This window comes from Isoptericola aurantiacus, from assembly GCF_044769875.1.
GTDB lineage: Bacteria > Actinomycetota > Actinomycetes > Actinomycetales > Cellulomonadaceae > Isoptericola > Isoptericola aurantiacus.
The window spans coordinates 541,965-563,938 of record NZ_JBJBAE010000001.1 but is presented as its reverse complement, the minus strand read 5'-3'; the positions used below and the strand labels follow the sequence as shown (position 1 = coordinate 563,938).

The following is a 21,974-nucleotide window of genomic DNA, read 5'->3' as shown; positions in this document are numbered from 1 at the left end:
GCACGGCGCGGACCACCGCTACGGTCACCCCATGAGCGTCGAGACCTCTGCCGTGCCGGACCACCTCGTCAACCTGCGCGACGTCGGTGCGGCGTCGGCCCTGCTGCGCACGGACGTGCTCCTGCGCTCCGACGCGCCGCGCGCGGGCGACGTCGAACCCGACGGCGTCGCGTGGCCGCCACGGACGGTCCTGGACCTGCGGGACCCCGACGAGGGCGCCGAGGCCCACCCGCTGGCCGGGGAGGCCGAGGTCCGCTCGTTGCCGGTCCTGACGGGCGCGACGACGCGCGCAGGGTCCGGGGGCGACGTCGTCCCCTTCGACCTCGGCCGCCTCTACCTGGAGATGCTCGACGGCCCGGGGGCGCGGCACCTGGTCGCCGGTGCGGAGGCGGTCGCCTCCGACCCAGCACCCGTGCTGGTGCACTGCACCGCCGGGAAGGACCGCACGGGGGTGCTCGTCGCCGTCGTGCTGGCGCTGGTCGGGGTGGACCGTCGCGACATCGTCGCCGACTACGTGCGGACCGACGCGAACATGCCGGCGGTGATCGTCCGGGCGCGGGCCACGGCGCGGACGCCCCGGAAGGACGCGCACGTGGTCGCCGCGCTGCCCCCGGAGCTGCTGACGGCGCCGGCGCACGCGATTGAGGCGGTGCTGGCCGCGTTGGCGGCGCACGACGGCGGCGCGGCCGGCTGGTTCACCGCCCACGGCGGTGACGTGGCGACGCTCAGGTCGTTGCGGGACCGGCTGCTGCGCTGACCGCCTCGGTCCCGTGCTGGGACCCGAGCCACGTCACCACGTCGGCGGAGTAGTGGTGGAGCAGCCGGGCGAGCTCGGCGACGTCGTCCTTCTCCCAGTCGGACAGCGCCCCCTCGAGCATCGTGATGCGGGCGTCGCGGGCGTGGCGGAACCGGCTCGCCCCGTGCTCGGTGAGGGTGATCTGCTGGCCGCGCGTGTCCTCCGGGTCCGTCTCGCGGTGCACCAGGCCGAGCTCGTGGAGCCTGCTGAGCTGCCGCGAGACGGTGGCGCGCCCGACGCCGAAGTGCGCGGCGAGGTCGGACCCGCGCGTGCCGGGGTTCGCGGCGATGTGCGCCAGCAGGGGGTAGGCCGACGCGTCGAGCTCCGGATGGATGATGCGTGCCGTCTGCGCCGAGGTCGACTGCGCACGGCGGATGAGGACCCGCACCTCGCGTTCGAGCGCACCGAACGGGTCGGTCTGCGGGTCCGGTGACGTGGAGCGGGAAGCATCGGCGTACATGGACCCATGATGGTCGCCCCGAGAACTTTCCGGGACCCTTCCGGGGTCACAATGTGGGTGATCCGGGCCTCAGAGCGGGTGAAAACCGCCCGCTGGGGTCATTTGATGACGGTGACGACGGCGCCACCGCCATCGAGACGGTCCTGATGCTGCTGCCCGGCCCGCAGGCCTGGCTCGACGGCGCGTGACCGGCGTCGGGCCAGGCCTGCGGGGCCGGGCAGCGGAGCTCTCAGGAGCCTCAGGCGTTGTCGCGCTCCGGGGTGACCTCCCGCGGCCGCTCCGAGGCGCCCGCTCCGGCGCTGCCGACCAGGGCCTCGTCCGCCTCCAGGGCGATCTCCGTGGCGGCGGGGGCGCTGGGGTTCTGCGCCACGACGTCGCGGGCCTGCTCGATGCCGGACCGCTCGCCGAGCGGGATCTCCTTGATGAACAGCACGGCGATCAGCGAGACGACGGCCATGGGGACGGCGTACAGGAAGATCTCCGTGATCCCGTTCGAGTAGGACTGCTCGATGACCGCGCGCACGGGCTCGGGGACCTGGGACAGGTCCGGGACCGAGCCGGTGCTCCCGCCGAGCGCCGAGGCGGGGACGCCGAGGTCGGCGAGCCCGGACGCCAGGTCGGTCTTGACCGTGGAGGCCATGATCGCGCCGAGCACGGAGACGCCGATCGCGCCACCGAGCGAGCGGAAGAACGCGACGCCGGAGGTGCCGGCGCCCATCTCGCGGACGTCCAGGGTGTTCTGCGTGGCGAGCACGAGGTTCTGCATGAGCGCACCCACGGACAGACCCAGCCCGAACAGGTAGGCCCCGATCACCACGAAGCTGGTGTCGACCGCGATGGTGGACAGACCGAACAGCGACAGGGACAGCACCGCGGCCCCGCCGATCATGATCGCCTTGTACCGGCCGGTCGCGCTGATGATGCGGCCCAGCACGACGCCGGCGAGCATCGTGCCCACGACCATCGGGATGGTGAGCAGACCCGACTCGGTCGGCGTCTTGCCGCGGGCGAGCTGGAAGTACTGGGCCAGGAACACGGCGGTACCGAACATGGCCACGCCGACGGAGGCGGAGGCGACGATGGCCAGCACGAACGTGCGGTTGCGGAATAGGTGCAGCGGGAGGATCGGCTCGGACACGGCCCGCTCGACGAAGATCACGGCGACCAGGGCGAGGACGGCACCGCCGACCATCGCGGCGGTCTGCCAGGAGGCCCAGTCGAACTGGTCGCCGGCGAACGTGACCCACAGCAGCAGCAGGGCCACCGCGACGGCGATGAGCGAGGCGCCCCAGTAGTCGATCTTGACGTCGCGGCGCTCGCGCTTCGGCAGGTGCAGGGTGCGCTGCAGCGTGATGAGCGCGGCGATGCCGAACGGCACGCCGACGAAGAACGTCCAGCGCCAGCTGGCCGCGTCGGTGATGACGCCGCCCAGCAGGGGGCCGCCGATCTGGGCGACGGCCATGACCGCACCCATGAGGCCCATGTACTTGCCGCGCTCGCGCGGGCTGATGATGTCGGCCATGAGGACGGTGGCCATCGACATGACGCCGCCGGCGCCGATGCCCTGCAGGGCGCGGCAGGCGATGAGCCACTCGATGTCCTGGGACAGCCCGGCCGCCGCGGCGGACAGCACGGTGATGATCAGGGCGACCTGCATGAGGACCTTGCGGTTCGTCAGGTCGGCGAGCTTGCCCCACAGCGGGGTGGAGATGGTCATCGTCAGCAGCATCGCGGTGACGACCCACGTGTAGGAGTGCTGCGAGCCCTCGAGGTCGGCGACGATGCGGGGCAGCGACGTGGAGACGATGGTCGTGGCGAGCAGGGAGACGAGGACGCCGAGCAGGATGCCGGACAGCGCCTCGAGGGTCTCGCGGCGCGTCATGGCGGGCTTGGTGTCGGGCGTCCCGGACGCGGCGAGCGGCTCGGCCGGGACGGCGGCGACCGCCGCGGCGGGGGAGCCCGCGGTGTCCTGGCGGGATCTGGTGGTGTCGGTCATCGGTGCGTGGCCTCCTGGTGGACGGAGCTGATGGCGGCCGCGACGTTGCGGATCTGGGCGATGGCGTCGTCGAGGGCGTCGGCGGACCAGTCCGCGAACGCCTCGCCGAGGAAGTCGTCGAAGTACCGGTCGGACTCGGTGGCGAGCCGCTCCCCGGCCTCGGTGAGCTCGAGCGTGCGTGCCCGCCGGTCCGTCTCGTCGACGGTGCGGCGGACGTAGCCGGCGTCGACCAGCGCGCTGACCTGCCGGCTGGCGACGGAGGCGTCGACCCGCAGGGTCTCCGACACCTCGCAGAGCTGGACGGCGCCGCGCGAGCGGAGCGTCCGGACGATGCCGAGCCCGGACCGCGGCCAGTCGAGCTCGCGTGCCACGCGGCTCGCGGCGTCGCGCTGCGCCCGGGACAGGGACTCGAGGGCGCCGACCAGCGCGGCTGCGGCTTCGGACACGACGACTCCCTTTCGTTGCTCTGCGCAACGATAGGGTAGATGCTTGCATCAAGCAAATGTCCGGGCGGTGGTCTCGGTCACACGCCCACGACGACGGCGGCCCGCCCCGGGCAGGGGGCGGACCGCCGTCGGACCGGAGGGGTGAGCCCCCTCAGGAGCGGTGCCGCACGGCCTCGCTCATGTCCTCGAGCTGCTTGCCGTTGGTCTCGTCGACCTTCCACAGCACGAAGAAGAAGGACAGCGCCGCGCAGATCCCGTAGAAGAGGTACGGGATCGAGGGGCCGAACGTGTCCAGCATCGGCGGGAACGTCAGGGTGATCGCGAAGTTCGCCAGCCAGTTCACGGCCGCGGCCACGCCGAGAGCGGCGGCCCGGATCGAGTTGGGGAACATCTCCCCGAGCATCACCCACATCAGCGGGCCCCAGGTGGCGCCGAAGAACACCACGAACAGGTTGGCGCAGATCAGGGCGATCGTCGCCCACGCGCCGTCGAGGGCGAGGGTCTCGGCGCCGGAGGAGTCCGTGACGGTGTGCCCCTGGGTGAAGGCCAGCGCCATGAGCAGCAGGGTCACCGCCATCCCGACCGAGCCGATGAGCAGCAGCGGCCGCCGTCCGACCTTGTCGATCAGGGCGATCGCGATGAACGTCACCGCGATGTTCGTCACGGACGTGATGGTGGACACCAGGAACGCCTGCGACTCGTCGAACCCGACCGCCTGCCACAGCGTCGTCGAGTAGTAGAAGATCACGTTGATCCCGACGAACTGCTGGAAGATCGCGAGGAACACGCCGACCCACACGATCGGCTTGAGTCCGAGGGCCGAACCCTTGAGCGAGCCGTGGGCCTCGTCCTTCGCGTCCTCGGCGATGCGGCGCTTGATGTCGGCCAGCCGGTCCTCGGCGGACTCCTCCGGTCCCAGGACGGAGTCGAGGACCCGCAGGGCGTCGTCCTCACGGCCCTTGCCCACCAGGTAGCGCGGCGACTCCGGCATGGCCAGCGCGAGGAGGCCGTAGACCGCCGCCGGCACCACGGCCACCAGGAACATCCACCGCCACGCGTCCCAGCCGAACCACAGCGTGCCGTCCGCGCCGCCGGCGCCCTCGGCGATGAGCTGGTCGGACAGCAGCGCGGCGAAGATGCCGATGGTGATCGCGAGCTGCTGCAGCGACCCCAGGCGGCCACGGATCGCGGCGGGAGAGATCTCGGCGATGTACGCCGGCGCGATCACGGAGGCGATGCCGATCCCGACGCCGGCCATGAACCGCCACGCGGCCAGGTCCAGGGCGCTCCATGCCGCCGCCGACAGGATCGAGGAGACGAAGAACAGGCCCGCGCCGAGCACCATGACCCGGGTGCGGCCCCAGTGGTCGGCCAGCCGCCCCCCGCCCCAGGCGCCCAGGGCACAGCCCAGCAGGGCGATCGCGACCACGAGCCCCGTGACCGTGGAGCTCAGGTCGAACTGCCCCTCGACGGCATCGACGGCGCCGTTGATCACGGACGAGTCGAAGCCGAAGAGGAAGCCGCCGACGGCGGCGGCGACCGCCAGGCCGATCGCCTTGCGGTGCGCCGCACGCGCCCCGGTCGTGCTGGGTCCGGTGGGTGTCATGCCAGGTCCTTCCGTCAGGTGTCCCGCGGGGGGACGTCTGTCGGCGATGCTAGGTCCGCTCGTCGGTCCGGGCACGGCGAGCACCAGGTCGCGCGGTCGGCCTGCGAGACTGGTGGGGTGAACGACCGTCCCCGTTACCGGCGCCCGGCCATGCTCGACCCGCGCGACGTGGAGCAGATCCCGGGTTCGATCGACCCTGCCCGGCGCGACGAGATCGCGCACACCACGGCGCACGCCGTCGTCCACGCCGCCCGTGCGGCCGAGGACCCGGAGATCGTCGGCCGCCTCGTGCGGCTCGTCGAGGACGAAGGGCTCGACGTCGTCGCGGGGCTGTGGGCCGACGCCGCCCCCGCGACGCTGCCCGGTGCCCTGTGGCGGCTGTACGCCCTGCGGGAGTGGGTCCGCCGGGACCCGCGCACCGTGGGCCTGCGCTACCGCCTGGGCGTCGATGCCGCACCCGTGGACGAGGTCGTGGCCGGGGTCCCGCGGCCCCCCACGCCCGAGGACCTGCGGGCGCTCGCCGACACCGTCCTCTCGGGCGTCTACTCCGCGGACCTCGACGTCGCCCTGGAGCGGGCCGGCGCGTTCTGCCGCATCCTCGCGACCGGCGCCGCCTACGACGCCGATGCCCGCGAGGTCGCCGACCCCGGGTCGGCCGCCCGGATGACCCGGGGCGCGGCCGACCTGGTCGGCACCGCCGGGGAGCTCGAGCACGCCGCCGCGCTGTGGCGTGCGGGTTCGCTCGACTAGCCTCCCCGCCCTTACGATGGTGGCGCGGCGTCGGGCCGCGGTAGCCCCGGGCTCCATCTTCAGCCGCTACGAGCGGCCACGCGCCGAGAGGCGCTCCCGGTCCGGCGTCGCACCTCGTGCCCGAGCCCGAAGGACGTGCCGCTCCGTGAACGGATTCACCGAGTGGGCCCGCCCGGGCCCTACCCTGTGACTGACTTGCCGTCCTTCCTCCTCGGGAGCCCCACGTGCGCCTGCGTCTGACCCCGCGCGACTCGACCTACTTCGACCTGCTGGCGGCGCTGGCCCGTCACACGGTCACCGGCGCGAGCCTCCTCGCCGAGCTCCTCGGGGCCACGCGCCTCGAGCGGGAGGGCGTGGTCACGCGGCTGACCGAGGTCGAGCACCTGGCCGACGACGTCGCCCACTCGATCATGAAGCGGCTCAACAGGTCGTTCGTGACCCCGTTCGACCGGGACGACATCTACGGTCTGGCCTCGGCGCTCGACGACTGCATGGACGCCATGGACGAGGCCGGCCAGCTCATCGTGCTGTACCGGATCGAGGAGCTGCCGATGGCGGTCTCCGAGCAGGTGCAGGTCCTGCAGCGGTGCGCCGAGCTCACCGCCGACGCCATGCCGCGGCTGCGCCGGCTCGAACAGCTCTCCGAGTACTGCGTCGAGATCAACCGCCTCGAGAACCAGGGCGACACGCTGCACCGCTCCCTGCTCGGGCACCTCTTCGACCGGGTCACCGACCCCGTCACGCTCATCAAGCTCAAGGAGGTCGTGGACGTCCTGGAGGAGGCCACGGACGCCTTCGAGCGGGTCGCCAACCTCGTCGAGACGATCGCCCTCAAGGAGTCCTGACCGTGGAGTTCGCGCTCCTCGTCGTGGTCGTGGCGCTGGCCCTCGCGTTCGCCGGCACCAACGGCTTCCTCGACGCGGCGAACGCGGTGGCGACCTCGGTCTCGACCCGCGCCCTGACCCCGCGGATCGCCGTCGCGATGGCGGCGGTGATGAACTTCGTCGGAGCGCTCCTCGGGACCGCCGTGGCCGAGACCATCGCGACCTCCATCGTGAACCTCGACGGCGAGGGGCCGGTCCAGGCGCTGATCGTGCTGCTCGGCGCCCTGGTGGGTGCCATCGCCTGGAACCTGCTGGCGTGGTCGTTCGGCATGCCGTCGTCCTCCACGCACTCCCTCATCGGTGGGCTGCTCGGGGCCGGGCTCGCCGGTGGGGCGACCGTCGACGGCGGTGAGATCGTCGACAAGGTCGTGCTGCCGATGCTCGTCTCGCCCGTCGTCGGGTTCGCCCTGGCGTTCGTCCTGATGGTGGCGCTGCTGTGGGCCTTCCGGAACGCCGCCCCGGCGCGCGTCAACCGCCGCTTCCGGATCGCGCAGACGGCGTCGGCCGCCGCGATGGCGCTCGGTCACGGGCTGCAGGCGGCCCAGAAGACGATGGGCGTCGTCTGGCTCGCGCTGCTCACCGTCGGGGCCGTGGCAGCCGACGCCGGCATCCCGTGGTGGGTGAAGATCTCGGCCGCCGCGGCGATGGCCGCCGGCACGTACGCGGGAGGCTGGCGGATCGTGCGCACCCTCGGCCGGCGGATCATCGAGCTCGACCCGGCCCGCGGGTTCGTCGCCGAGACCGTGGCCTCGCTGGTGCTGTACGCCAACGCGATCGTCCTGTACGCCCCGGTGTCCACCACCCACACCATCACCTCGGCGATCGTGGGCGTCGGCGCCACGCGGCGGATGTCGGCCGTGCGCTGGGGCGTGGCCCGCAGCATCGCCGTCTTCTGGGTGCTCACCGCCCCGGCGGCGGCCGCCGTCGCCGCGGTCGTGACGCTCCTGCTGCTCCCGCTGGCCGGCTGACCGGTCAGCCGGCTCCACGCCGGCCACCGCGGTCGCGCCGTCGCGCCGTCGTCCTGCCGGGTGGGGGCGCGGCGCCTCAGAAGACCGGGGGAGCGACCCGCTCGGCGGCCACGACGCGCGGGCCCCTGGGCGTCGGCGCGACGTGCGCGACGAGGGCCTCACCCGTCTCCAGGTAGGGGTCCCGGCGGGGCAGGGCCGTGGCCACGCTCCGTCGCGAGTGCTGGCCGAGCACGTCGAGCACGGTGGGCAGCACCGGGCGGTGGGTGCACAGCACGGACGCGCGGGGGGCCTCCAGCAGGTCGCGCACCGCGGCGGCGACCCGGGCGGGGGACCGCTCGTGCTGGGCCTCACCCAGGTTGTCGCTGTACTCCGGGCGCAGGCCGGCCGCCCGGACGAACGGGTCCATCGTCGTCGCGCACCGCTCCCACCGGCTGGAGACGACGGTCCCGACGCCGTACGCCGCCAGCACCGGTACGAGCGCCGCGGCCTCGGCGTGGCCGAGCGGGGTCAGGGGACGGTCCTGCTCGGCGCCGTGCCAGGTGCTGCGGCTCAGCGCGCGGCCGTGCCGGACGATGGTCACGGCGTGCGTGCCCAGCAGGTCGTCACGGTGGGCCTCGACGAGCGCGTCGAGCGGGCCGCGGTCGGTGGCGCGGGTGAGGCGTTCCGCCGCGTCCTCCACGTCGAGCCACTCGCACCGGTCGATCTCCTTCTTGTCCACCGGCGCCACGGGCGACCGGGCCGCCAGCGCGCGGGCGTCCCGCGTCGCCGACGCACGGCGCGCCGCCCAGTAGTGCACCCGCTTCACGCGGCCCTCGGGCGTGAGGTACTGCAGCCCGGGCAGCGGCAGCCCGAGCACGATCGGCTTGCCGGTCTCCTCGGCGACCTCGCGCACCGCCGTGGCGGCCAGCGACTCGCCGGTCTCGTGCTTGCCCTTGGGCCATGACCAGTCGTCGTACCGCGGACGGTGCACGAGCTGCACCTGCAGCCGGGAGTGCCGCACGCGCCACACCAGCGCACCCGCGGTCTCGATGACCGGGGTGTGCTGTACGGACGTCGCGCCGAGCGGGTCGACGAACGGCGTGGCGGTCCGCAGCGGGCGCGGCGAGGACGGGGTCGAGGTCATACCTGTGCGCCGGCACCCGGGGGACGACGCCGGTGACGATCCACGAGCACCGCCTGCAGGTCCGCCGCCGGCTCGCCGTCGGCGGTGACGTCGTGACGCTCCCAGGTGCCGTCGGGCTGCAGGATCCAGGTCGCGGTGTCCGGGGACATCGAGGCGTCGACGAGGTCCAGCAGCTCGGCGATCTGACCGGGGTCGACGATGCGGACCAGCGCCTCGACCCGGCGGTCGAGGTTGCGGTGCATGAGGTCGGCCGAACCGATGAACACCTCCGGACCGGTCTCGGGCCCCTCGCCGATGGCCGGACCGGCCGAGTTGGCGAACGCGTAGATGCGCGAGTGCTCCAGGAACCGGCCCAGGATCGACCGCACCCGGATGTTCTCGCTCAGGCCGGGGACACCGGGGCGCAGCGCGCAGATGCCGCGGACCACGAGATCGACGGACACGCCCGCCTGCGAGGCGCGGTACAGGGCGTCGATCGTGGCCTCGTCGACGGCGGAGTTCACCTTGATCTTGACCCACGCCTCGTGCCCGGCGCGGGCCGCGGCCGCCTCCCGGTCGATCCGTTCGACCAGCCCGCTGCGCACGGTGCGGGGCGCGACCAGCAGCCGGTGGAACCGCGACTGCGGCGCGTACCCGGACAGCTGGTTGAACAGGCGGGTCAGGTCCTGGCCGACGTCCGGGTCGCAGGTCAGCAGGCCGTGGTCGGTGTACAGGCGCGCCGTCTTCGGGTGGTAGTTGCCCGTGCCGACGTGGCAGTAGCGGCGCAGGCCGTCGCTCTCCTGGCGCACCACCAGCGAGAGCTTGCAGTGGGTCTTGAGCCCGACGATGCCGTAGACGACGTGCACGCCCGCCTCCTCGAGCTTGCGCGCCCAGGAGATGTTCGCCTGCTCGTCGAACCGCGCCTTGATCTCCACCAGGGCCAGCACCTGCTTGCCGGCGTCCGCGGCGTCGATGAGGGCGTCCACGATCGGGGAGTCGCCCGAGGTGCGGTACAGCGTCTGCTTGATCGCGAGCACCTTCGGGTCGGTGGCGGCCTGCTCGAGGAAGGTCTGCACCGAGGTGGAGAACGAGTCGTACGGGTGGTGCAGCAGCACGTCGCGCTCGCGGATCGCCGCGAAGACGTCGCCCGGCATCGCGGACTCCACCTCGGCGAGCTGGCGGTGCGTCGTCGGGACGAACGGCGGGTAGTGGAGCTCGGCCCGGTCGATGTCCGCGATGACGTTGAGGCCGGTCAGGTCCAGGGGCGCCGGCAGCTCGTAGACCTCCTCCTCGACGACGCCGAGCTCGCGCACGAGGAGCTCGCGGATGCGCGGGGAGATCCCCTCGGCCAGCTCGAGCCGCACCGGCGGGCCGAAGCGACGGCGCAGCAGCTCCTTCTCCATGGCCTGCAGGAGGTTCTCGGCGTCGTCCTCCTCGACCTCCACGTCCTCGTTGCGGGTCACGCGGAAGGTGTGGTGCTCGCGCACCTCCATCCCGGGGAAGAGGTGGTCCAGGTGCTGTGCGATGACCTCCTCCAGCGGCACGAAGGACTTCTGGGTCCCACCCTTCTGGGTCGGCGTCGGCGCGCTGGGCCGGCCGCGGTCGTCCACCGCGATGAACCGCGGCAGCAGCGGCGGCACCTTGACCCGCGCGAAGTGCTCCTTGCCCGTGATCGGGTTGAGCACCACCACCGCCAGGTTGAGCGAGAGCCCCGAGATGTACGGGAACGGGTGCGCCGGGTCCACGGCGAGCGGCGTCAGCACCGGGAAGATCTGCTTGCGGAAGAACTTGTGCAGGCGCTGCTGCTCCTTGTCCGCCAGCTCGTCCCAGTGCACGATCGTGATGCCCTCGTCGGCGAGCTGCGGCTGCACGTCGCGGTGGAAGACCTCGGCGTGCCGCGCCATGAGGTTCTGCGCGCCCTCACCGATGCCCTCGAGCACCCGGCGCGGGCTGAGGCCCGAGGCCGCCGTGACGGCGATGCCGGTGGCCATGCGCCGCTTGAGCCCGGCGACCCGCACCATGAAGAACTCGTCCAGGTTCGAGGCGAAGATCGCCAGGAACCGCACCCGCTCCAGCAGCGGCAGGCGGGTGTCCTCGGCCAGCTCGAGCACCCGCTCGTTGAACGTCAGCCAGCTCAGCTCCCGGTCGGCGAACCGGTCCCGGGGCAGCGGCTCCAGGTCGGCCGGGGCGGCCACGACCTGCCGGTCGCCGACGTCCTCCGCGATGTGCTCGGCGATGTGCGCGGCGAGCTCGGGATCCATGCGGCGCGGCGTCGCCTTGGCGGTCGCGCGCGTCTCGGACGTGGTGGTGGTCGCGGCGGCGACGAACCGGCCGCGGTCGTCACGCTGGCGGGCGGAGCGGGGCCGGGCCGGTGCCGACCGGTCGGTGCTGGACGACGTCATGCGCCCATCCTGGCACCGAAAGGTGAACGGTGGGTGACGTGCGCGACATCCACGGGCCCCGTCCTGGCGCCCGCCCGCGCCTCAGTCCCGGGCGTACTGGACGTCGACCGCCGCCCGGGTGAACCCGGTCCGCTCGTAGGTGGCCAGTGCCGCGGCGTTGTCGCCGTCGACGTAGAGCACCGCCCTGGTGCAGCCCGCCTCCGCGAGGTGCGCCAGACCGACCTCGGTGAGCAGCCGCCCCAGCCCCTGCCCCCGGGCGTCGGGGTCGATGCCGACGGCGTAGATCTCGCCGTCGCGGGTGCCGTCCGGCTGGTCGGTCTCGATCTTGGTCCACACCGAGCCGACGAGCCGGCCCTGCGGGTCCGCCAGCAGCAGGAGCCCCGCCGCGTCGAACCACGGCTCCCGCATCCGCGCGTGCAGGTCGGCCACCGTGAGCCGACCCTGCTCGGGGTGGGTGGCGAACGCGCGGGCGTTGAGCGCGACCCACGCCTCGTCGTCGTCCCCCGGCCGGAACGGGCGCAGCACGAGCCCCTCGAGGGCGGCCACCGCGGCGGCGTCGTCGGTCAGGGGGCGCGCCAGGAACAGCAGCTCGCGCACGCTGTGCAGTCCGCGCGCGGCAGCGAACGCGCGAGCCGCCGGCAGGTCGCCGTGCGCCCACAGGCGCAGCGCCTTGCCGCGCTGGTCCGGGGCGCCGGACCGCTCGGGCAGACGGGCGTCCCGCTCGGCGGTGCCCAGCAGCAGGGTGCCGACGCCGGTGCGGCGGTGCTCGGGGTGGACCACCAGCTCGGCGCTCGCGACGTCGCCGCTACGGTCGACCTGCAGGTACCCGGCCGCCGCGCCGTCGGTGGCGCGCACGACGACGTGGGTGCGGTCCGCACCGGCGTCGCCCAGGTGCAGCAGCGGCTCCTCGGACAACGGGGCGACGCCGTCGGACGCCGCGGCGGCCTCCGCGAGGGAGCGCACGGCGTCCTGGGCGGACGGGGACAGGGGGCCGATCTGGATCGGGAGGTCAGGGCGCACGGCTCCCATTGTGGCCCCCGGCGGGTGATAGCGTCCCGCGCCATGGCGACAGCGGCGCGAGGCACAGGACGGGCGACGTCCGCCGTCGACCTGTGGCCGGAGGGGGAGCGGCTGCTGGACGCGCTCTCTCCCGAGCTCGTCGCCCTGCTGGACGACCTGTCCACCACGATGTTCTGCGCCAAGGACGTCACCGGACGCTACGTGCTGGTCAACCGCACGTTCGTCGACCGGGCCCACCGTCGCTCCCCGCGCGACGTCGTCGGCCGGACCTCTGCCGAGCTCTTCGCCCCGGAGCTCGCCGAGCGGTACGAGGAGCAGGACGACTACGTGCTGCAGAAGGTGTGGCCGCTGCGCAACGAGCTCGAGCTCATCCGCCGGCACGGCGGTGCGCCGGGGTGGTACCTGACCACCAAGCTCCCGGTGCAGCGCGACGGCGTCGTGGTCGGGCTGGTCTCCACCTCCCGCGACCTCGCCACCCAGGACGTCGACGACCAGGTCATCGGCTCGCTCGCGCGCGTCGTCCAGCTCGTCGAGGGTCACCTGGACGGTGCGGTGACCCTCGCCGACATGGCCGCCGCCGCGGGCTGCGCCACCGGGTCGCTCGAACGGCGGATGCGGCGGGTCTTCGGCCTGACGCCCAAGCAGTTCGTGCTGCGGGCCCGGGTTGACCACGCCACCACCCTGCTGACCCGGAGCGACCTGGCGCTCGCCGAGGTGGCGGTGCGGTCGGGGTTCTACGACCAGCCGTCCTTCACCCGCACGTTCGTCCGCCTCACGGGGGAGACGCCGTCCGTCTACCGGCGCAAGGGGCGGGCGCTCGCCGCCGACTGACTCTCCGTCACGACCGCGAGATCGACCCACCCGTACCGAGATCGACGGACGGTACGTCGATCTCGGTACGGGTGGGTCGATCTCGGCGAGGGTGCGCTCGCGGGCTCGCTGCGGGTCAGTCCTCCGACTTCCCGGAGGACAGGCCCGCCTGGATCAGGTTCATCACCGACGAGTCCGCCAGCGTCGTGGCGTCCCCGACCTCACGGTTCTCGGCGACGTCGCGCAGCAGGCGGCGCATGATCTTGCCGGACCGCGTCTTGGGCAGCTCGGCCACCACGAGGATCTTGCGCGGCTTGGCGATCGGGCCGATCTCCTTGGCGACGTGGTCGCGCAACGTCTTCTCGATGCGCGCCGACCCCTCGTCGGTCGACGCCTCGTCGGCGTGCTCGCCGCGGAGGATGACGAACGCGACGACGGCCTGCCCGGAGACCTCGTCGGCGGCGCCGACGACGGCGGCCTCGGCCACCAGGTCGTTGGAGACCAGGGCCGACTCGATCTCGGTGGTGGACAGCCGGTGGCCGGAGACGTTCATGACGTCGTCCACGCGCCCGAGCAGCCAGATGTCGCCGTCGTCGTCCTTCTTGGCGCCGTCGCCGGCGAAGTACAGCCCCTCGAACCGGGACCAGTAGGTGTCCTTGAACCGCTGCAGGTCGCCCCAGATGCCGCGCAGCATGGACGGCCACGGCTCCGAGAGCACCAGGTATCCGCCACCGCCGTCGGGCACGGGGTGGGCCTCGTCGTCGACGACGTCGGCGCTGATGCCGGGCAGCGGCACCTGGGCGGAGCCGGGCTTGGCCTCCGTGACACCCGGCAGCGGGCTGATCATGATGGCTCCGGTCTCGGTCTGCCACCAGGTGTCGACGATCGGCGTGCGGTCGCCACCGATGACCCGGCGGTACCACATCCACGCCTCGGGGTTGATGGGTTCGCCCACGGAGCCGAGGACGCGCAGCGACGACAGGTCGAACTTCGCGGGGATCTCCTCGCCCCACTTCATGCAGGCCCGGATGGCCGTCGGCGCCGTGTAGAAGATCGACACCTGGTACTTCTCGACGATCTCCCACCAGCGGCCCTTGTGCGGCGAGTCGGGTGTGCCCTCGTAGATCACCTGGGTGGCGCCGTTGAGCAGCGGACCGTAGACGATGTAGGTGTGGCCGGTGACCCAGCCGATGTCGGCGGAGCACCAGTAGACGTCGGACTCGGCCTTGAGGTCGAACACGTTCTTGTGCGTGTAGGCGGCCTGGGTGAGGTAGCCGCCGGTGGTGTGCAGGATGCCCTTCGGCTTCCCGGTGGTGCCGGAGGTGTAGAGGATGAACAGCGGGTGCTCCGCCTCGACCCACTCGGGCTCGTGGAAGGTGTCCGCGCCCTCGACGGCGTCGTGCCACCAGACGTCGCGGCCCTCGGTCCACTCGACGTCCTGCTCGGTGCGGCGCACCACGAGCACGTGCTCGACGGTGGTGGCGGGGGCGCCCTCCTTCGGGGCGAGGGCCTCGTCGACGGCGGGCTTGAGCGCGCTGGGCGCACCGCGCCGGTAGCCGCCGTCGGCCGTGATGACCAGCTTGGCCTCGGCGTCGGCGATCCGGCTGCGCAGGGCGTCCGCGCTGAAGCCGCCGAAGACGACGGAGTGCGCCGCGCCGAGGCGGGCGCAGGCGAGCATGGCCACGACCGACTCGACGAGCATCGGCAGGTAGATGACCACACGGTCCCCGGAGGCGACGCCGAGCGAGGCCAGGGCGTTGGCGGCCCGGGAAACCTCGCGCTGCAGGTCGGCGTACGTCACCGTGCGGGTGTCGCCGGGCTCGCCCTCGAAGTGGATCGCGACGCGGTCGCCCCGACCGGCCTCGACGTGGCGGTCGACGGCGTTGTAGGCGGCGTTGAGCGTGCCGTCGGCGAACCACCGGGCGACGGGGGCGCCGGACCAGTCGAGCGTCTCGGTGAACGGGGTCTTCCACGACACGAGCTCGCGGGCCTGGCGGGCCCAGAACTCCAGTCGGTCCGCGGAGGCCTCGTCGTACAGCGAGGCCTGGGCGTTGGCCTGGGCGGCGAACTCGGGACTCGGCGGGAAGGTCCGGGTCTCGTGGAGCAGGTTCTCCAGGCTCGGGCTGGTGGACTGGTTGTCGGTCACTGGTTCCTCCGCGTCGTCGCGTTCCGTCCGTCGGGCGTGCCGCAGGGGCCGCTCCGTGGCGAGTCTAGACCCGGACCGTGAGCCGGATCACGCCGCCAGGAGTCATAGTAAGGGGAGATGACAAACCGCCTCGACGGCAGCCCGGAACCCGTCGTCCCGCGGGCGGTGGGTTCGCCCGGCCGAACGGTCGCGACCGCCGCCCCGGCGGTCGGCGACGCCGGAGGGGGACGCGTGGACGACGCCGTTCGCGGACACGAGACCGGCGCCCGGGAACCTGCCACCGAGCGCCGTCCTCGCCGGACGGTGCGCGGGTAGCAGGCGCGTGGTCCTCGCGTCGTCGTACCGGGTCCAGCCCGCTCGACGAGTCCTCAGTGGACTGTCTGTGCGTGGGTCCCGTGTCCCGTCCTCGTGCTTCCATGGAACGCCCGCCGGCGCCCGTGCGCAAGAGGACCGCGGTGTCCGCACGACGCCGCCGGTCAGGTCGCCGTGCCGGCCTCCGCCGCCCGCAGGCGGGCCCGCCACCGGCGCCACAGGAGCCAGGCGGACCCCGCCGCGGCGAGCGTGCCCACGACGGCGAGCACCGGGACCGGGCGCAGGGTGGGGCGCAGCGCCACGGGCCGGTCGAACGTCAGGGTGCTCCACCCGTTCTCGGCGGCCAGCCGCCGCAGCGCTCGGTCCGGGTTGACGGCGTGGCCGTGCCCCACCGCCGCGAGCATCGGTGCGTCCGTGATCGAGTCCGAGTACGCGTAGCACCGCTCCAGGTCGTACCCGCGCGCGGCGGCCAGGTCACGGATCGCCGTCGCCTTGTTCTCCCCGTAGGCGTAGAAGTCGATCTCGCCGGTGAACCGCCCCTCGACCACCGACATCCGGGTGGCCACCACGTGGTCCGCACCGAGCATCGCCGCGATCGGCTCCACCAGCTCCGTGCCCGACGCCGAGACCACCACCACGTCGTGGCCCTGCGCGTGGTGCTCGGCGATCAGGTCCACCGCCTCGGCGTACACGTACGGGTCGATGTGCTGGTGCAACGTCTCGGCCACGATCTCGCTGACCCTGGCCACGTCCCACCCGGTGGCCAGCTCCGAGAGGTGCTGACGCATCCGCTCCGTCTGGTCGGCGTCGGCGTTGCCCATCAGGTAGAGGAAGTGCGCGTACGCGCTGCGCAGCACGTCCCCGCGGGTGATGAGGCCCCCGGCGAGGAAGGACTGGGAGAACGCGGCGGTCGAGCTCGTCGCGATGATCGTCTTGTCGAGGTCGAAGAACGCCGCGACCCGCTGCCTGGTACGGGCCACCGGCTCCTCGGCGGGCCGCGACGAGCCCTGCGGTGAGACAGTCACGACGACGAGCCTAGTAGCACGGCCGGACAGGGCGTCGCGGCGCAATGACCGCGTGCTCGGCCACCCCCAGAGGGCAGCCGTCCACAGGGCGCACGTCACCTGCTCCACGGCCCGGCACGGTCGGGCCAGGGTGGCCGGCATGCACACCTCGCAGCAGGGCACGACGGCGGCGCCGCGGCCCGCACGGATGATCGCCGTCGTCGGAGCCACCGGCGGGTGCGGGAGCTCGACGTTCGCCGCGGCCCTGGCCCGCACGCTGCGGCGGACCACCGGCGAGGCCACCCTGGTCGACCTCGACGTGCCGGGTCCGGGGATCGACGTGCTGCTCGGCGTCGAGGGGATGCCCGGCGCCCGCTGGCCCGATCTCTCCGACGCCCGCGGGACGGTGGAGGGCGCCGGCCTGCTGGCGGCGCTGCCCCGCTGGTCGGCCGTGCCCGTGCTGTCCGCCTCCCGGCACGCCCCGACCCCGCCGCAGGACGCCGTCGTCCTCGACGTCACCACCGCGCTCGTCCGGGCCGGGCAACGCGTGGTGGTCGATCTGCCCGGCGCCCCGGCATGGGGGCCGGCCATCCGGTCCCTGCTGGCCGCGTGCGACGCCGTCGTGCTCCTCGTGCCGCCGTCCGCCTGCGGCGTCGCCGGTGCGCTCGCCTGCCTCGGGACGCTCGCGGCCCTCGACGTTGCGGACGTGCACCTCGTGGCGGGGCCCCCGGGGCCGGGCCGGGTCGACGCCGCCGAGGTCGGCCGGGCGCTGGGCCGCCCGGTCGTGGCCACCGTGGCCCGCGACGCCCGGCAGCCCACCGCCGTCGAGCGCGGGGACGGCCCGCGCACCGGCCGTCGTACCGCGGCGGGCCGCGCCGCGGCGCAGGTGCTCGCCGCCCTGCCCGCCGTACCCGGCACCCCGGCGAGCGCCCGGCGCGCCACGGCTGGTGCCACGGTCGGAGCCGGCGTCGGGGCTGACGCATGACGGCCGTCGACCCTGCCCTCCTCGACGGGGTCCGGGCCCGGCTGCGCTCGGTCGGCGCGGCCGAGGCGCCCGACGACGCGGACGTCGCCGAGGCGCTGCGGGCCAGCGGACGGGTGCTCGGCTCGGACGCCCTGGCCGACCTGACCCGCGCCGCCCGCGCCGAGCTCACCGGCGCCGGACCGCTGCAACCCCTGCTCGAGCTCCCCGGCGTGACCGACGTGCTCGTCAACGCCCCGGACCAGGTCTGGGTCGACCAGGGCGACGGCTTGCACCGGGTCGATCTGCACCTGGGGACCCCGGCCGACGTGCGAGCACTGGCCGTGCGGATGGCGGCCGTGACCGGGCAGCGGCTCGACGACGCGAGCCCTGTCGTCGACGCCCGGTTGCCCGACGGGACACGCCTGCACGCCGCCGTCGAGCCCGTCGCCCCGTGCGGCGCCGTCGTCGCCCTGCGCGTGCTGCGTCAGGCCACGCTCGACCTGGCCGCGTTGACCGCGGGCGGCGCGGTCCCGCCCGTATGGACGCCGCTCCTGCACGGACTGGTCCAGGGGCGGGCCAACGTGCTGATCACGGGTGGGACCGGGACCGGCAAGACCACGCTCCTGGCCGCTCTGCTCGCACTCGTGCCCCCGGACGAGCGTCTGCTGACCGTCGAGGAGGCGCGCGAGCTGGCGCCGCGGCATCCCCACGTCGTGGGACTCGCCGCCCGTCGGGCCAACGTCGAGGGGGTCGGGGAGGTCACGCTGACCGACCTCGTCCGGGGCGCCCTGCGGATGCGCCCCGACCGCATCGTGCTCGGCGAGTGCCGCGGGGCCGAGGTGCGCGAGCTCCTCCTCGCGCTCAACACCGGGCACGACGGCGGGATGGCCACCGTGCACGCGAACGCCGCCGAGCACGTCCCGGCCCGCCTCGAGGCCCTGGCGGCGCTCGCGGGGATGCCGCGCCAGGCCGTCGCCGGGCAGGCAGCGGCCGCGCTCGACGTCGTGCTCCACCTGCGGCGCCGTCGGGACGTCCGGCACCTGGCGCAGATCGCCACCGTGGACCGGTCGGACGAGGGAGAGCTCGAGGTGCGCCCCGTCGCGACCTGGGAGGGGCCGCTCGGGCCGCCGCCCTCTGCCGGTCCGGCGTGGGAGCGGACCGAGGCGCGGTGGGCGCCATGAGCGTGCTCGCCGCGGGAGCGCTGGTCGGGGCTGCGGTCTGGTGCGCCACCGCGCCTCCCGGGCGCAGGGCCGAGGAGCTCGCGGACCGCTCGGCCCGACCCGTCGTCCGACGCCGCCTGCCCACGTGGCGGAAGCGGGGGAACCGCCGCGGCGGCGAGGACCCGGTGCGCGTCGCCGTCGCCCTCGTCGTGGGTCTGCTGCGGTCGGGCACACCGCCCGGGGCGGCGTGGTCCCGGGCGCTGCGGGTGCCCACCGCGCACGACGGCGTCCCGGAGATCGAGACGCTCACCCGCGTCGTGGGTGACCGGTCCGGCGCAGCGGCCGTGGTGGCGGCCGCGCGGCTGTCCCGGGACGTCGGCGCACCGCTCGGGGGTGTGCTCGAGGCCGTCGGTGCCGCGCTGGTCGCCCGGGCCGAGGCCCGTGCCGACCGCGAGGCCTCCCTCGCCGGTCCGCGCGCGACGGCGAGGGTCCTGCTGTGGCTGCCGGCCCTGGGTGTGGTGTTCGGCGCGGCGCTCGGTGCCGACCCGCTGGCCACGGCCACGGACGGTGGGTTCGGCACGGCGGCCGTCGTCCTGGGTCTGATGGCTCTGCTGGCCGGACGCTGGTGGACGGGCCGGCTCGTCACCGCGGCACGCGCGGCAGGGGAGGTGCCATGACCTTCGTGCTGGTGACCGGGCTCGTTCTGCTCGCCGGGCTGCCCTGGTGGTGGGCGCACGCCGCAGCACGACGCCGTCTGGGTGCGACGCACCCGGGGAGCGCACCGGCCGCGGGGCCCGGTTCGGCGTCGTCCGCGGGAGACCGGGTCGACGTCGTCGTGCTCCTGGAGCTCGTCGCGGCCGCCGTGCGCTCCGGAGCGGGCGTCCCGCGCGCCCTGGACGCGGTCGGGTCGGCCGTCGGCGGGGACGACGGCCGGGCGCTGGGCGCCGTGTCGGCCGGCCTGCGGCTCGGCGCCGACTGGGAGTCGGCGTGGGACGAGGCGGCCGGGCCGGGCGGGGCCCACCTGGACCCGGTGCGACGCGCGCTGCGCGGAGCCTGGTCCGACGGCGCGTCCCCCGGCGAGGCCCTGCGTGCGGCCGGCGCCGACCTGCTGCACGAACGGCGGGCCGCCGGCCGGACCGCCGCGGCGCGCCTCGCGGTCCGCCTCGTGCTTCCCCTGGGCCTCTGCTATCTGCCGGCCTTCGTGCTGGTCGGGCTCGCGCCCGTGCTGCTCGCGCTCGGCCTGGACCTGCTGTCCGGGTGAGCGTGCCTCCGGCGCTCGCGCCGGGGAACACCGTGGCCGACCGGTCGCGGTTCGTCACCGGGCGCAGGCCCGGTCAGGAGAGGAGATCGCATGAACGACGACCAGGGACGAGAGGTGTGCGAGGAGCCGACGGGTGCCGCGCAGACGGAGGTCAGCGCGCAGACGGTGGACCGGGACCCGGAGGCCGGCATGGCGACGGCCGAGTACGCGATCGCCACGATCGCCGCGGTCGGGTTCGCCGGGCTGCTGATCCTGGTGCTCCAGAGCGACACCGTGCGCGGGATGCTGGAGTCGATCATCGGCTCGGCGCTGTCGGTGTGACCGGCCGCGACCGGTCGGACCGGGGATCGGTGACGGCCGAGCTGGCCGTCGGGATGCCGGTGGTGGTCCTGCTCCTGGTCGCGGTGCTCACGCTCGTGGCCGCGTCCTCCGCGCAGCTGCGCGCGGCGGACGCGGCCCGGGCGGGGGCGCGTCAGGTGGCCGTCGGCGAGGACTCGGCCGCGATCCGGGCCGCGGTGGTCCGGGTCGGCGGGTCCGACGCCGACGCCACCGTGGTGCACGAGGGGGAGTGGGTCCGGGTGACCGTCACGCGTCCGGTGGCCGGCGGGTGGTTCAGCGACCTGCCGTTGCGGGCCTCGGCCGAGGCGGTCGCCTGGGTCGAGCCGTGAGCACAGGACGCCGCGACGGCGAGCGAGGGGCCGGGACCGTCCTCGTGCTCGCCGTCGCGGCGGTGGTCGTGCTCTGCTGCACGGCGCTCGCGACGCTCGGCGCCGCGCAGCAGGCCCGCGCCTCCGCCCGCACGGCCGCGGACCTGGGCGCGCTCGCCGGAGCCTCGGCGGCGCGGTGGGGCCTCGAGCCGTGTCCGACGGCGCAGCGCGCCGTCGAGCGCAACGGTGCTCGGCTGGTGGCGTGCGAGGCCGGTGACGGTGGCGTCGTGACGGTCACCGTGGCTCGGGCCCTGACCGGCACCGTCGGGCATCCCCCGGCGGTGGGGGACGCCGAGGCCACGGCCCGCGCCGGGCCCGCCGGGGTGCGCGAGTGACGGTGTGACCGGTCGGGCGAGGTCGCAGGCCGGCCGTGGAGCGGGTCGGCCCTGCGGCAGGCCCGCCGTGCCGTGGGTCAGCGCCCGGAGGTGATGCCGGGCGGGTCGGCCTCGGCCTGTGCGCCGGTGCCGGCCGTGGTCGCCGTGCCCGTCGACGCCGTGCTCGCCGTCCCCGTCGACGCCGTGGTCGCCGTCCCCGTCGACGCCGTCGCCTCCGGTGCGGCGGTCCCGGCGGTCCCGGCGGTCTCGGCGGTCTCGGCGGCTTCACGACGTCGCGCGAGCGTGAGCTTGATCGCCTGGCTGAGCAGCGCCACGGGCAGCAGGACGACGTACCAGAAGAAGATGTACTCCACGGGCAGGAAGAGGTAGAGGTAGATGCCGTAACCGAGCAACGCGATCCCGGCCAGCGTCGACAGGAGTCGGACCCAGACCTTCATGGCGGTCGTGACCACCGCGGTCACGACCGTGGCGAGACCCGCCAGGATCAGGCCGACCAGATAGGCCGCGAAGACGGGGTCGGCGTCGAAGAGGTCAGGCAGGTACCACATGTGCTGTCACTATCCTTGACGTGAGATTGACGGTCGTATGACCTTTTGTCGAGGAGCAACGTAGCGGCTGCGGACTGCGGCGTCCAGGGTTCGTCCAGCATCAGGACACTTCCGGCCTTCGGTGCATACCGGGTCGCCGGCGAACAGGTCGACGAGAACTACTCCGGTTCGACGAGGTCCGCCACCGACAGGTTCAGGGCCTGGGCTACCCGGGTGACCCGCTCGTCCAACGTCAGCACCGGCGAGCCGGTCGCCGCAGCCGACGCCAGGACACGGCGCGCGCCACCTCCAAGGCAT

22 protein-coding genes are annotated in these 21,974 nt (G+C 74.0%); 12 read left to right on the top strand and 10 right to left on the bottom strand.

The features are described 5' to 3' along the window. Positions 1–31: 31 nt before the first annotated feature. Positions 32–757: a tyrosine-protein phosphatase gene (locus ACIQLL_RS02460; RefSeq protein ID WP_402462769.1), complete on the top strand. Its 726-nt coding sequence runs from the start codon at positions 32–34 to the stop codon at positions 755–757. Here the strand turns inward: ACIQLL_RS02460 and ACIQLL_RS02455 are convergent. The 4 genes from ACIQLL_RS02455 to ACIQLL_RS02440 all read right to left on the bottom strand — a co-directional run bounded on the left by ACIQLL_RS02455 (position 726) and on the right by ACIQLL_RS02440 (position 5,304). Beyond that, entirely contained in the window at positions 726–1,256 is a 531-nt protein-coding gene (locus ACIQLL_RS02455; RefSeq protein WP_402462767.1) for a MarR family winged helix-turn-helix transcriptional regulator, read from the bottom strand. The genes ACIQLL_RS02460 and ACIQLL_RS02455 overlap by 32 nt on opposite strands. Positions 1,257–1,494: 238 nt before the next feature. After that, positions 1,495–3,138, bottom strand: a complete 1,644-nt coding sequence (locus ACIQLL_RS02450; protein WP_402464608.1) for an MDR family MFS transporter — start codon at positions 3,136–3,138, stop codon at positions 1,495–1,497. A gap of 110 nt (positions 3,139–3,248) precedes the next feature. Then, positions 3,249–3,698 carry a MarR family winged helix-turn-helix transcriptional regulator gene (locus tag ACIQLL_RS02445; protein WP_402462765.1) on the bottom strand — a complete coding sequence of 150 codons (450 nt, stop codon included), beginning with the start codon at positions 3,696–3,698 and terminating at the stop codon, positions 3,249–3,251. Between the two features lie 151 nt (positions 3,699–3,849). Continuing rightward, a complete protein-coding gene (locus ACIQLL_RS02440; protein ID WP_402462762.1) occupies positions 3,850–5,304 on the bottom strand; it encodes a sugar porter family MFS transporter in 1,455 nt (484 codons plus the stop codon). Between the two features lie 150 nt (positions 5,305–5,454). Here ACIQLL_RS02440 and ACIQLL_RS02435 point away from each other — a divergent pair, with 150 nt between their 5' ends. The 3 genes from ACIQLL_RS02435 to ACIQLL_RS02425 all read left to right on the top strand — a co-directional run bounded on the left by ACIQLL_RS02435 (position 5,455) and on the right by ACIQLL_RS02425 (position 7,906). Continuing rightward, entirely contained in the window at positions 5,455–6,054 is a 600-nt protein-coding gene (locus ACIQLL_RS02435; protein WP_402464606.1) for a hypothetical protein, read from the top strand. Between the two features lie 224 nt (positions 6,055–6,278). Then, on the top strand, positions 6,279–6,899 hold the full coding sequence (locus tag ACIQLL_RS02430; protein ID WP_402462759.1) for a DUF47 domain-containing protein: 621 nt from the start codon (positions 6,279–6,281) through the stop codon (positions 6,897–6,899). 2 nt (positions 6,900–6,901) lie between these two features. After that, entirely contained in the window at positions 6,902–7,906 is a 1,005-nt protein-coding gene (locus ACIQLL_RS02425) for an inorganic phosphate transporter (RefSeq protein WP_402462756.1), read from the top strand. A 76-nt stretch (positions 7,907–7,982) separates the two neighbouring features. On the opposite strand, the gene ACIQLL_RS02420 is transcribed toward ACIQLL_RS02425, so the two are convergent. The 3 genes from ACIQLL_RS02420 to mshD form a co-directional block, all read right to left on the bottom strand. Further along, a complete protein-coding gene (locus tag ACIQLL_RS02420; RefSeq protein WP_402462753.1) occupies positions 7,983–9,029 on the bottom strand; it encodes an NUDIX hydrolase in 1,047 nt (348 codons plus the stop codon). Continuing rightward, positions 9,026–11,410, bottom strand: a complete 2,385-nt coding sequence (locus ACIQLL_RS02415) for an RNA degradosome polyphosphate kinase (RefSeq protein ID WP_402462750.1) — start codon at positions 11,408–11,410, stop codon at positions 9,026–9,028. The genes ACIQLL_RS02420 and ACIQLL_RS02415 overlap by 4 nt, the downstream gene beginning before the upstream one ends. A gap of 81 nt (positions 11,411–11,491) precedes the next feature. Continuing rightward, positions 11,492–12,430 carry a mycothiol synthase gene (mshD, locus tag ACIQLL_RS02410; RefSeq protein ID WP_402462747.1) on the bottom strand — a complete coding sequence of 313 codons (939 nt, stop codon included), beginning with the start codon at positions 12,428–12,430 and terminating at the stop codon, positions 11,492–11,494. A gap of 42 nt (positions 12,431–12,472) precedes the next feature. On the opposite strand from mshD, the gene ACIQLL_RS02405 reads away from it, so the two are divergent. Then, entirely contained in the window at positions 12,473–13,261 is a 789-nt protein-coding gene (locus tag ACIQLL_RS02405) for an AraC family transcriptional regulator (RefSeq protein WP_402462745.1), read from the top strand. A gap of 115 nt (positions 13,262–13,376) precedes the next feature. Here ACIQLL_RS02405 and acs read toward each other — a convergent pair whose 3' ends face one another. Then, positions 13,377–15,386, bottom strand: coding sequence for an acetate--CoA ligase (gene acs, locus ACIQLL_RS02400; RefSeq protein ID WP_402462742.1), 2,010 nt, complete (start codon positions 15,384–15,386; stop codon positions 13,377–13,379). A 476-nt stretch (positions 15,387–15,862) separates the two neighbouring features. After that, on the bottom strand, positions 15,863–16,723 hold the full coding sequence (locus ACIQLL_RS02395) for an HAD family hydrolase (RefSeq protein ID WP_402462740.1): 861 nt from the start codon (positions 16,721–16,723) through the stop codon (positions 15,863–15,865). A gap of 139 nt (positions 16,724–16,862) precedes the next feature. Here ACIQLL_RS02395 and ACIQLL_RS02390 point away from each other — a divergent pair, with 139 nt between their 5' ends. The 7 genes from ACIQLL_RS02390 (at position 16,863) to ACIQLL_RS02360 (ending at position 21,129) form a co-directional block, all read left to right on the top strand. Beyond that, the gene (locus tag ACIQLL_RS02390) at positions 16,863–17,687 is read left to right on the top strand and encodes a P-loop NTPase (RefSeq protein ID WP_402462737.1); all 825 of its coding nucleotides are present in this window, start codon (positions 16,863–16,865) and stop codon (positions 17,685–17,687) included. Beyond that, the gene (locus tag ACIQLL_RS02385; protein WP_402462734.1) at positions 17,684–18,847 is read left to right on the top strand and encodes a TadA family conjugal transfer-associated ATPase; all 1,164 of its coding nucleotides are present in this window, start codon (positions 17,684–17,686) and stop codon (positions 18,845–18,847) included. Before ACIQLL_RS02390 ends, ACIQLL_RS02385 begins: the two co-directional genes overlap by 4 nt. Then, entirely contained in the window at positions 18,844–19,503 is a 660-nt protein-coding gene (locus tag ACIQLL_RS02380; protein WP_402462731.1) for a type II secretion system F family protein, read from the top strand. Before ACIQLL_RS02385 ends, ACIQLL_RS02380 begins: the two co-directional genes overlap by 4 nt. Continuing rightward, entirely contained in the window at positions 19,500–20,087 is a 588-nt protein-coding gene (locus ACIQLL_RS02375; protein ID WP_402462729.1) for a type II secretion system F family protein, read from the top strand. Before ACIQLL_RS02380 ends, ACIQLL_RS02375 begins: the two co-directional genes overlap by 4 nt. A gap of 90 nt (positions 20,088–20,177) precedes the next feature. Next, positions 20,178–20,408, top strand: coding sequence for a DUF4244 domain-containing protein (locus ACIQLL_RS02370; RefSeq protein ID WP_402462726.1), 231 nt, complete (start codon positions 20,178–20,180; stop codon positions 20,406–20,408). A gap of 29 nt (positions 20,409–20,437) precedes the next feature. Then, entirely contained in the window at positions 20,438–20,755 is a 318-nt protein-coding gene (locus tag ACIQLL_RS02365) for a TadE family type IV pilus minor pilin (protein WP_402462723.1), read from the top strand. Then, on the top strand, positions 20,752–21,129 hold the full coding sequence (locus ACIQLL_RS02360; RefSeq protein WP_402462720.1) for an Rv3654c family TadE-like protein: 378 nt from the start codon (positions 20,752–20,754) through the stop codon (positions 21,127–21,129). Before ACIQLL_RS02365 ends, ACIQLL_RS02360 begins: the two co-directional genes overlap by 4 nt. A gap of 77 nt (positions 21,130–21,206) precedes the next feature. Here the strand turns inward: ACIQLL_RS02360 and ACIQLL_RS02355 are convergent, their stop codons facing one another. Beyond that, the gene (locus ACIQLL_RS02355; RefSeq protein WP_402462717.1) at positions 21,207–21,677 is read right to left on the bottom strand and encodes a hypothetical protein; all 471 of its coding nucleotides are present in this window, start codon (positions 21,675–21,677) and stop codon (positions 21,207–21,209) included. Positions 21,678–21,974 lie beyond the last annotated feature (297 nt).

What these genes read in the sequence shown, in the direction of transcription:
- ACIQLL_RS02460 (WP_402462769.1), top strand. Translation starts at nt 32, where the DNA reads ATGAGCGTCGAGACCTCTGCCGTGCCGGACCACCTCGTCAACCTGCGC.
- ACIQLL_RS02455 (WP_402462767.1), bottom strand. Translation starts at nt 1,256, where the DNA reads ATGTACGCCGATGCTTCCCGCTCCACGTCACCGGACCCGCAGACCGAC.
- ACIQLL_RS02450 (WP_402464608.1), bottom strand. Translation starts at nt 3,138, where the DNA reads ATGACGCGCCGCGAGACCCTCGAGGCGCTGTCCGGCATCCTGCTCGGC.
- ACIQLL_RS02440 (WP_402462762.1), bottom strand. Translation starts at nt 5,304, where the DNA reads ATGACACCCACCGGACCCAGCACGACCGGGGCGCGTGCGGCGCACCGC.
- ACIQLL_RS02435 (WP_402464606.1), top strand. Translation starts at nt 5,455, where the DNA reads ATGCTCGACCCGCGCGACGTGGAGCAGATCCCGGGTTCGATCGACCCT.
- ACIQLL_RS02420 (WP_402462753.1), bottom strand. Translation starts at nt 9,029, where the DNA reads ATGACCTCGACCCCGTCCTCGCCGCGCCCGCTGCGGACCGCCACGCCG.
- ACIQLL_RS02415 (WP_402462750.1), bottom strand. Translation starts at nt 11,410, where the DNA reads ATGACGTCGTCCAGCACCGACCGGTCGGCACCGGCCCGGCCCCGCTCC.
- ACIQLL_RS02405 (WP_402462745.1), top strand. Translation starts at nt 12,473, where the DNA reads ATGGCGACAGCGGCGCGAGGCACAGGACGGGCGACGTCCGCCGTCGAC.
- ACIQLL_RS02390 (WP_402462737.1), top strand. Translation starts at nt 16,863, where the DNA reads ATGCACACCTCGCAGCAGGGCACGACGGCGGCGCCGCGGCCCGCACGG.
- ACIQLL_RS02385 (WP_402462734.1), top strand. Translation starts at nt 17,684, where the DNA reads ATGACGGCCGTCGACCCTGCCCTCCTCGACGGGGTCCGGGCCCGGCTG.
- ACIQLL_RS02380 (WP_402462731.1), top strand. Translation starts at nt 18,844, where the DNA reads ATGAGCGTGCTCGCCGCGGGAGCGCTGGTCGGGGCTGCGGTCTGGTGC.
- ACIQLL_RS02375 (WP_402462729.1), top strand. Translation starts at nt 19,500, where the DNA reads ATGACCTTCGTGCTGGTGACCGGGCTCGTTCTGCTCGCCGGGCTGCCC.
- ACIQLL_RS02370 (WP_402462726.1), top strand. Translation starts at nt 20,178, where the DNA reads ATGAACGACGACCAGGGACGAGAGGTGTGCGAGGAGCCGACGGGTGCC.
- ACIQLL_RS02355 (WP_402462717.1), bottom strand. Translation starts at nt 21,677, where the DNA reads ATGTGGTACCTGCCTGACCTCTTCGACGCCGACCCCGTCTTCGCGGCC.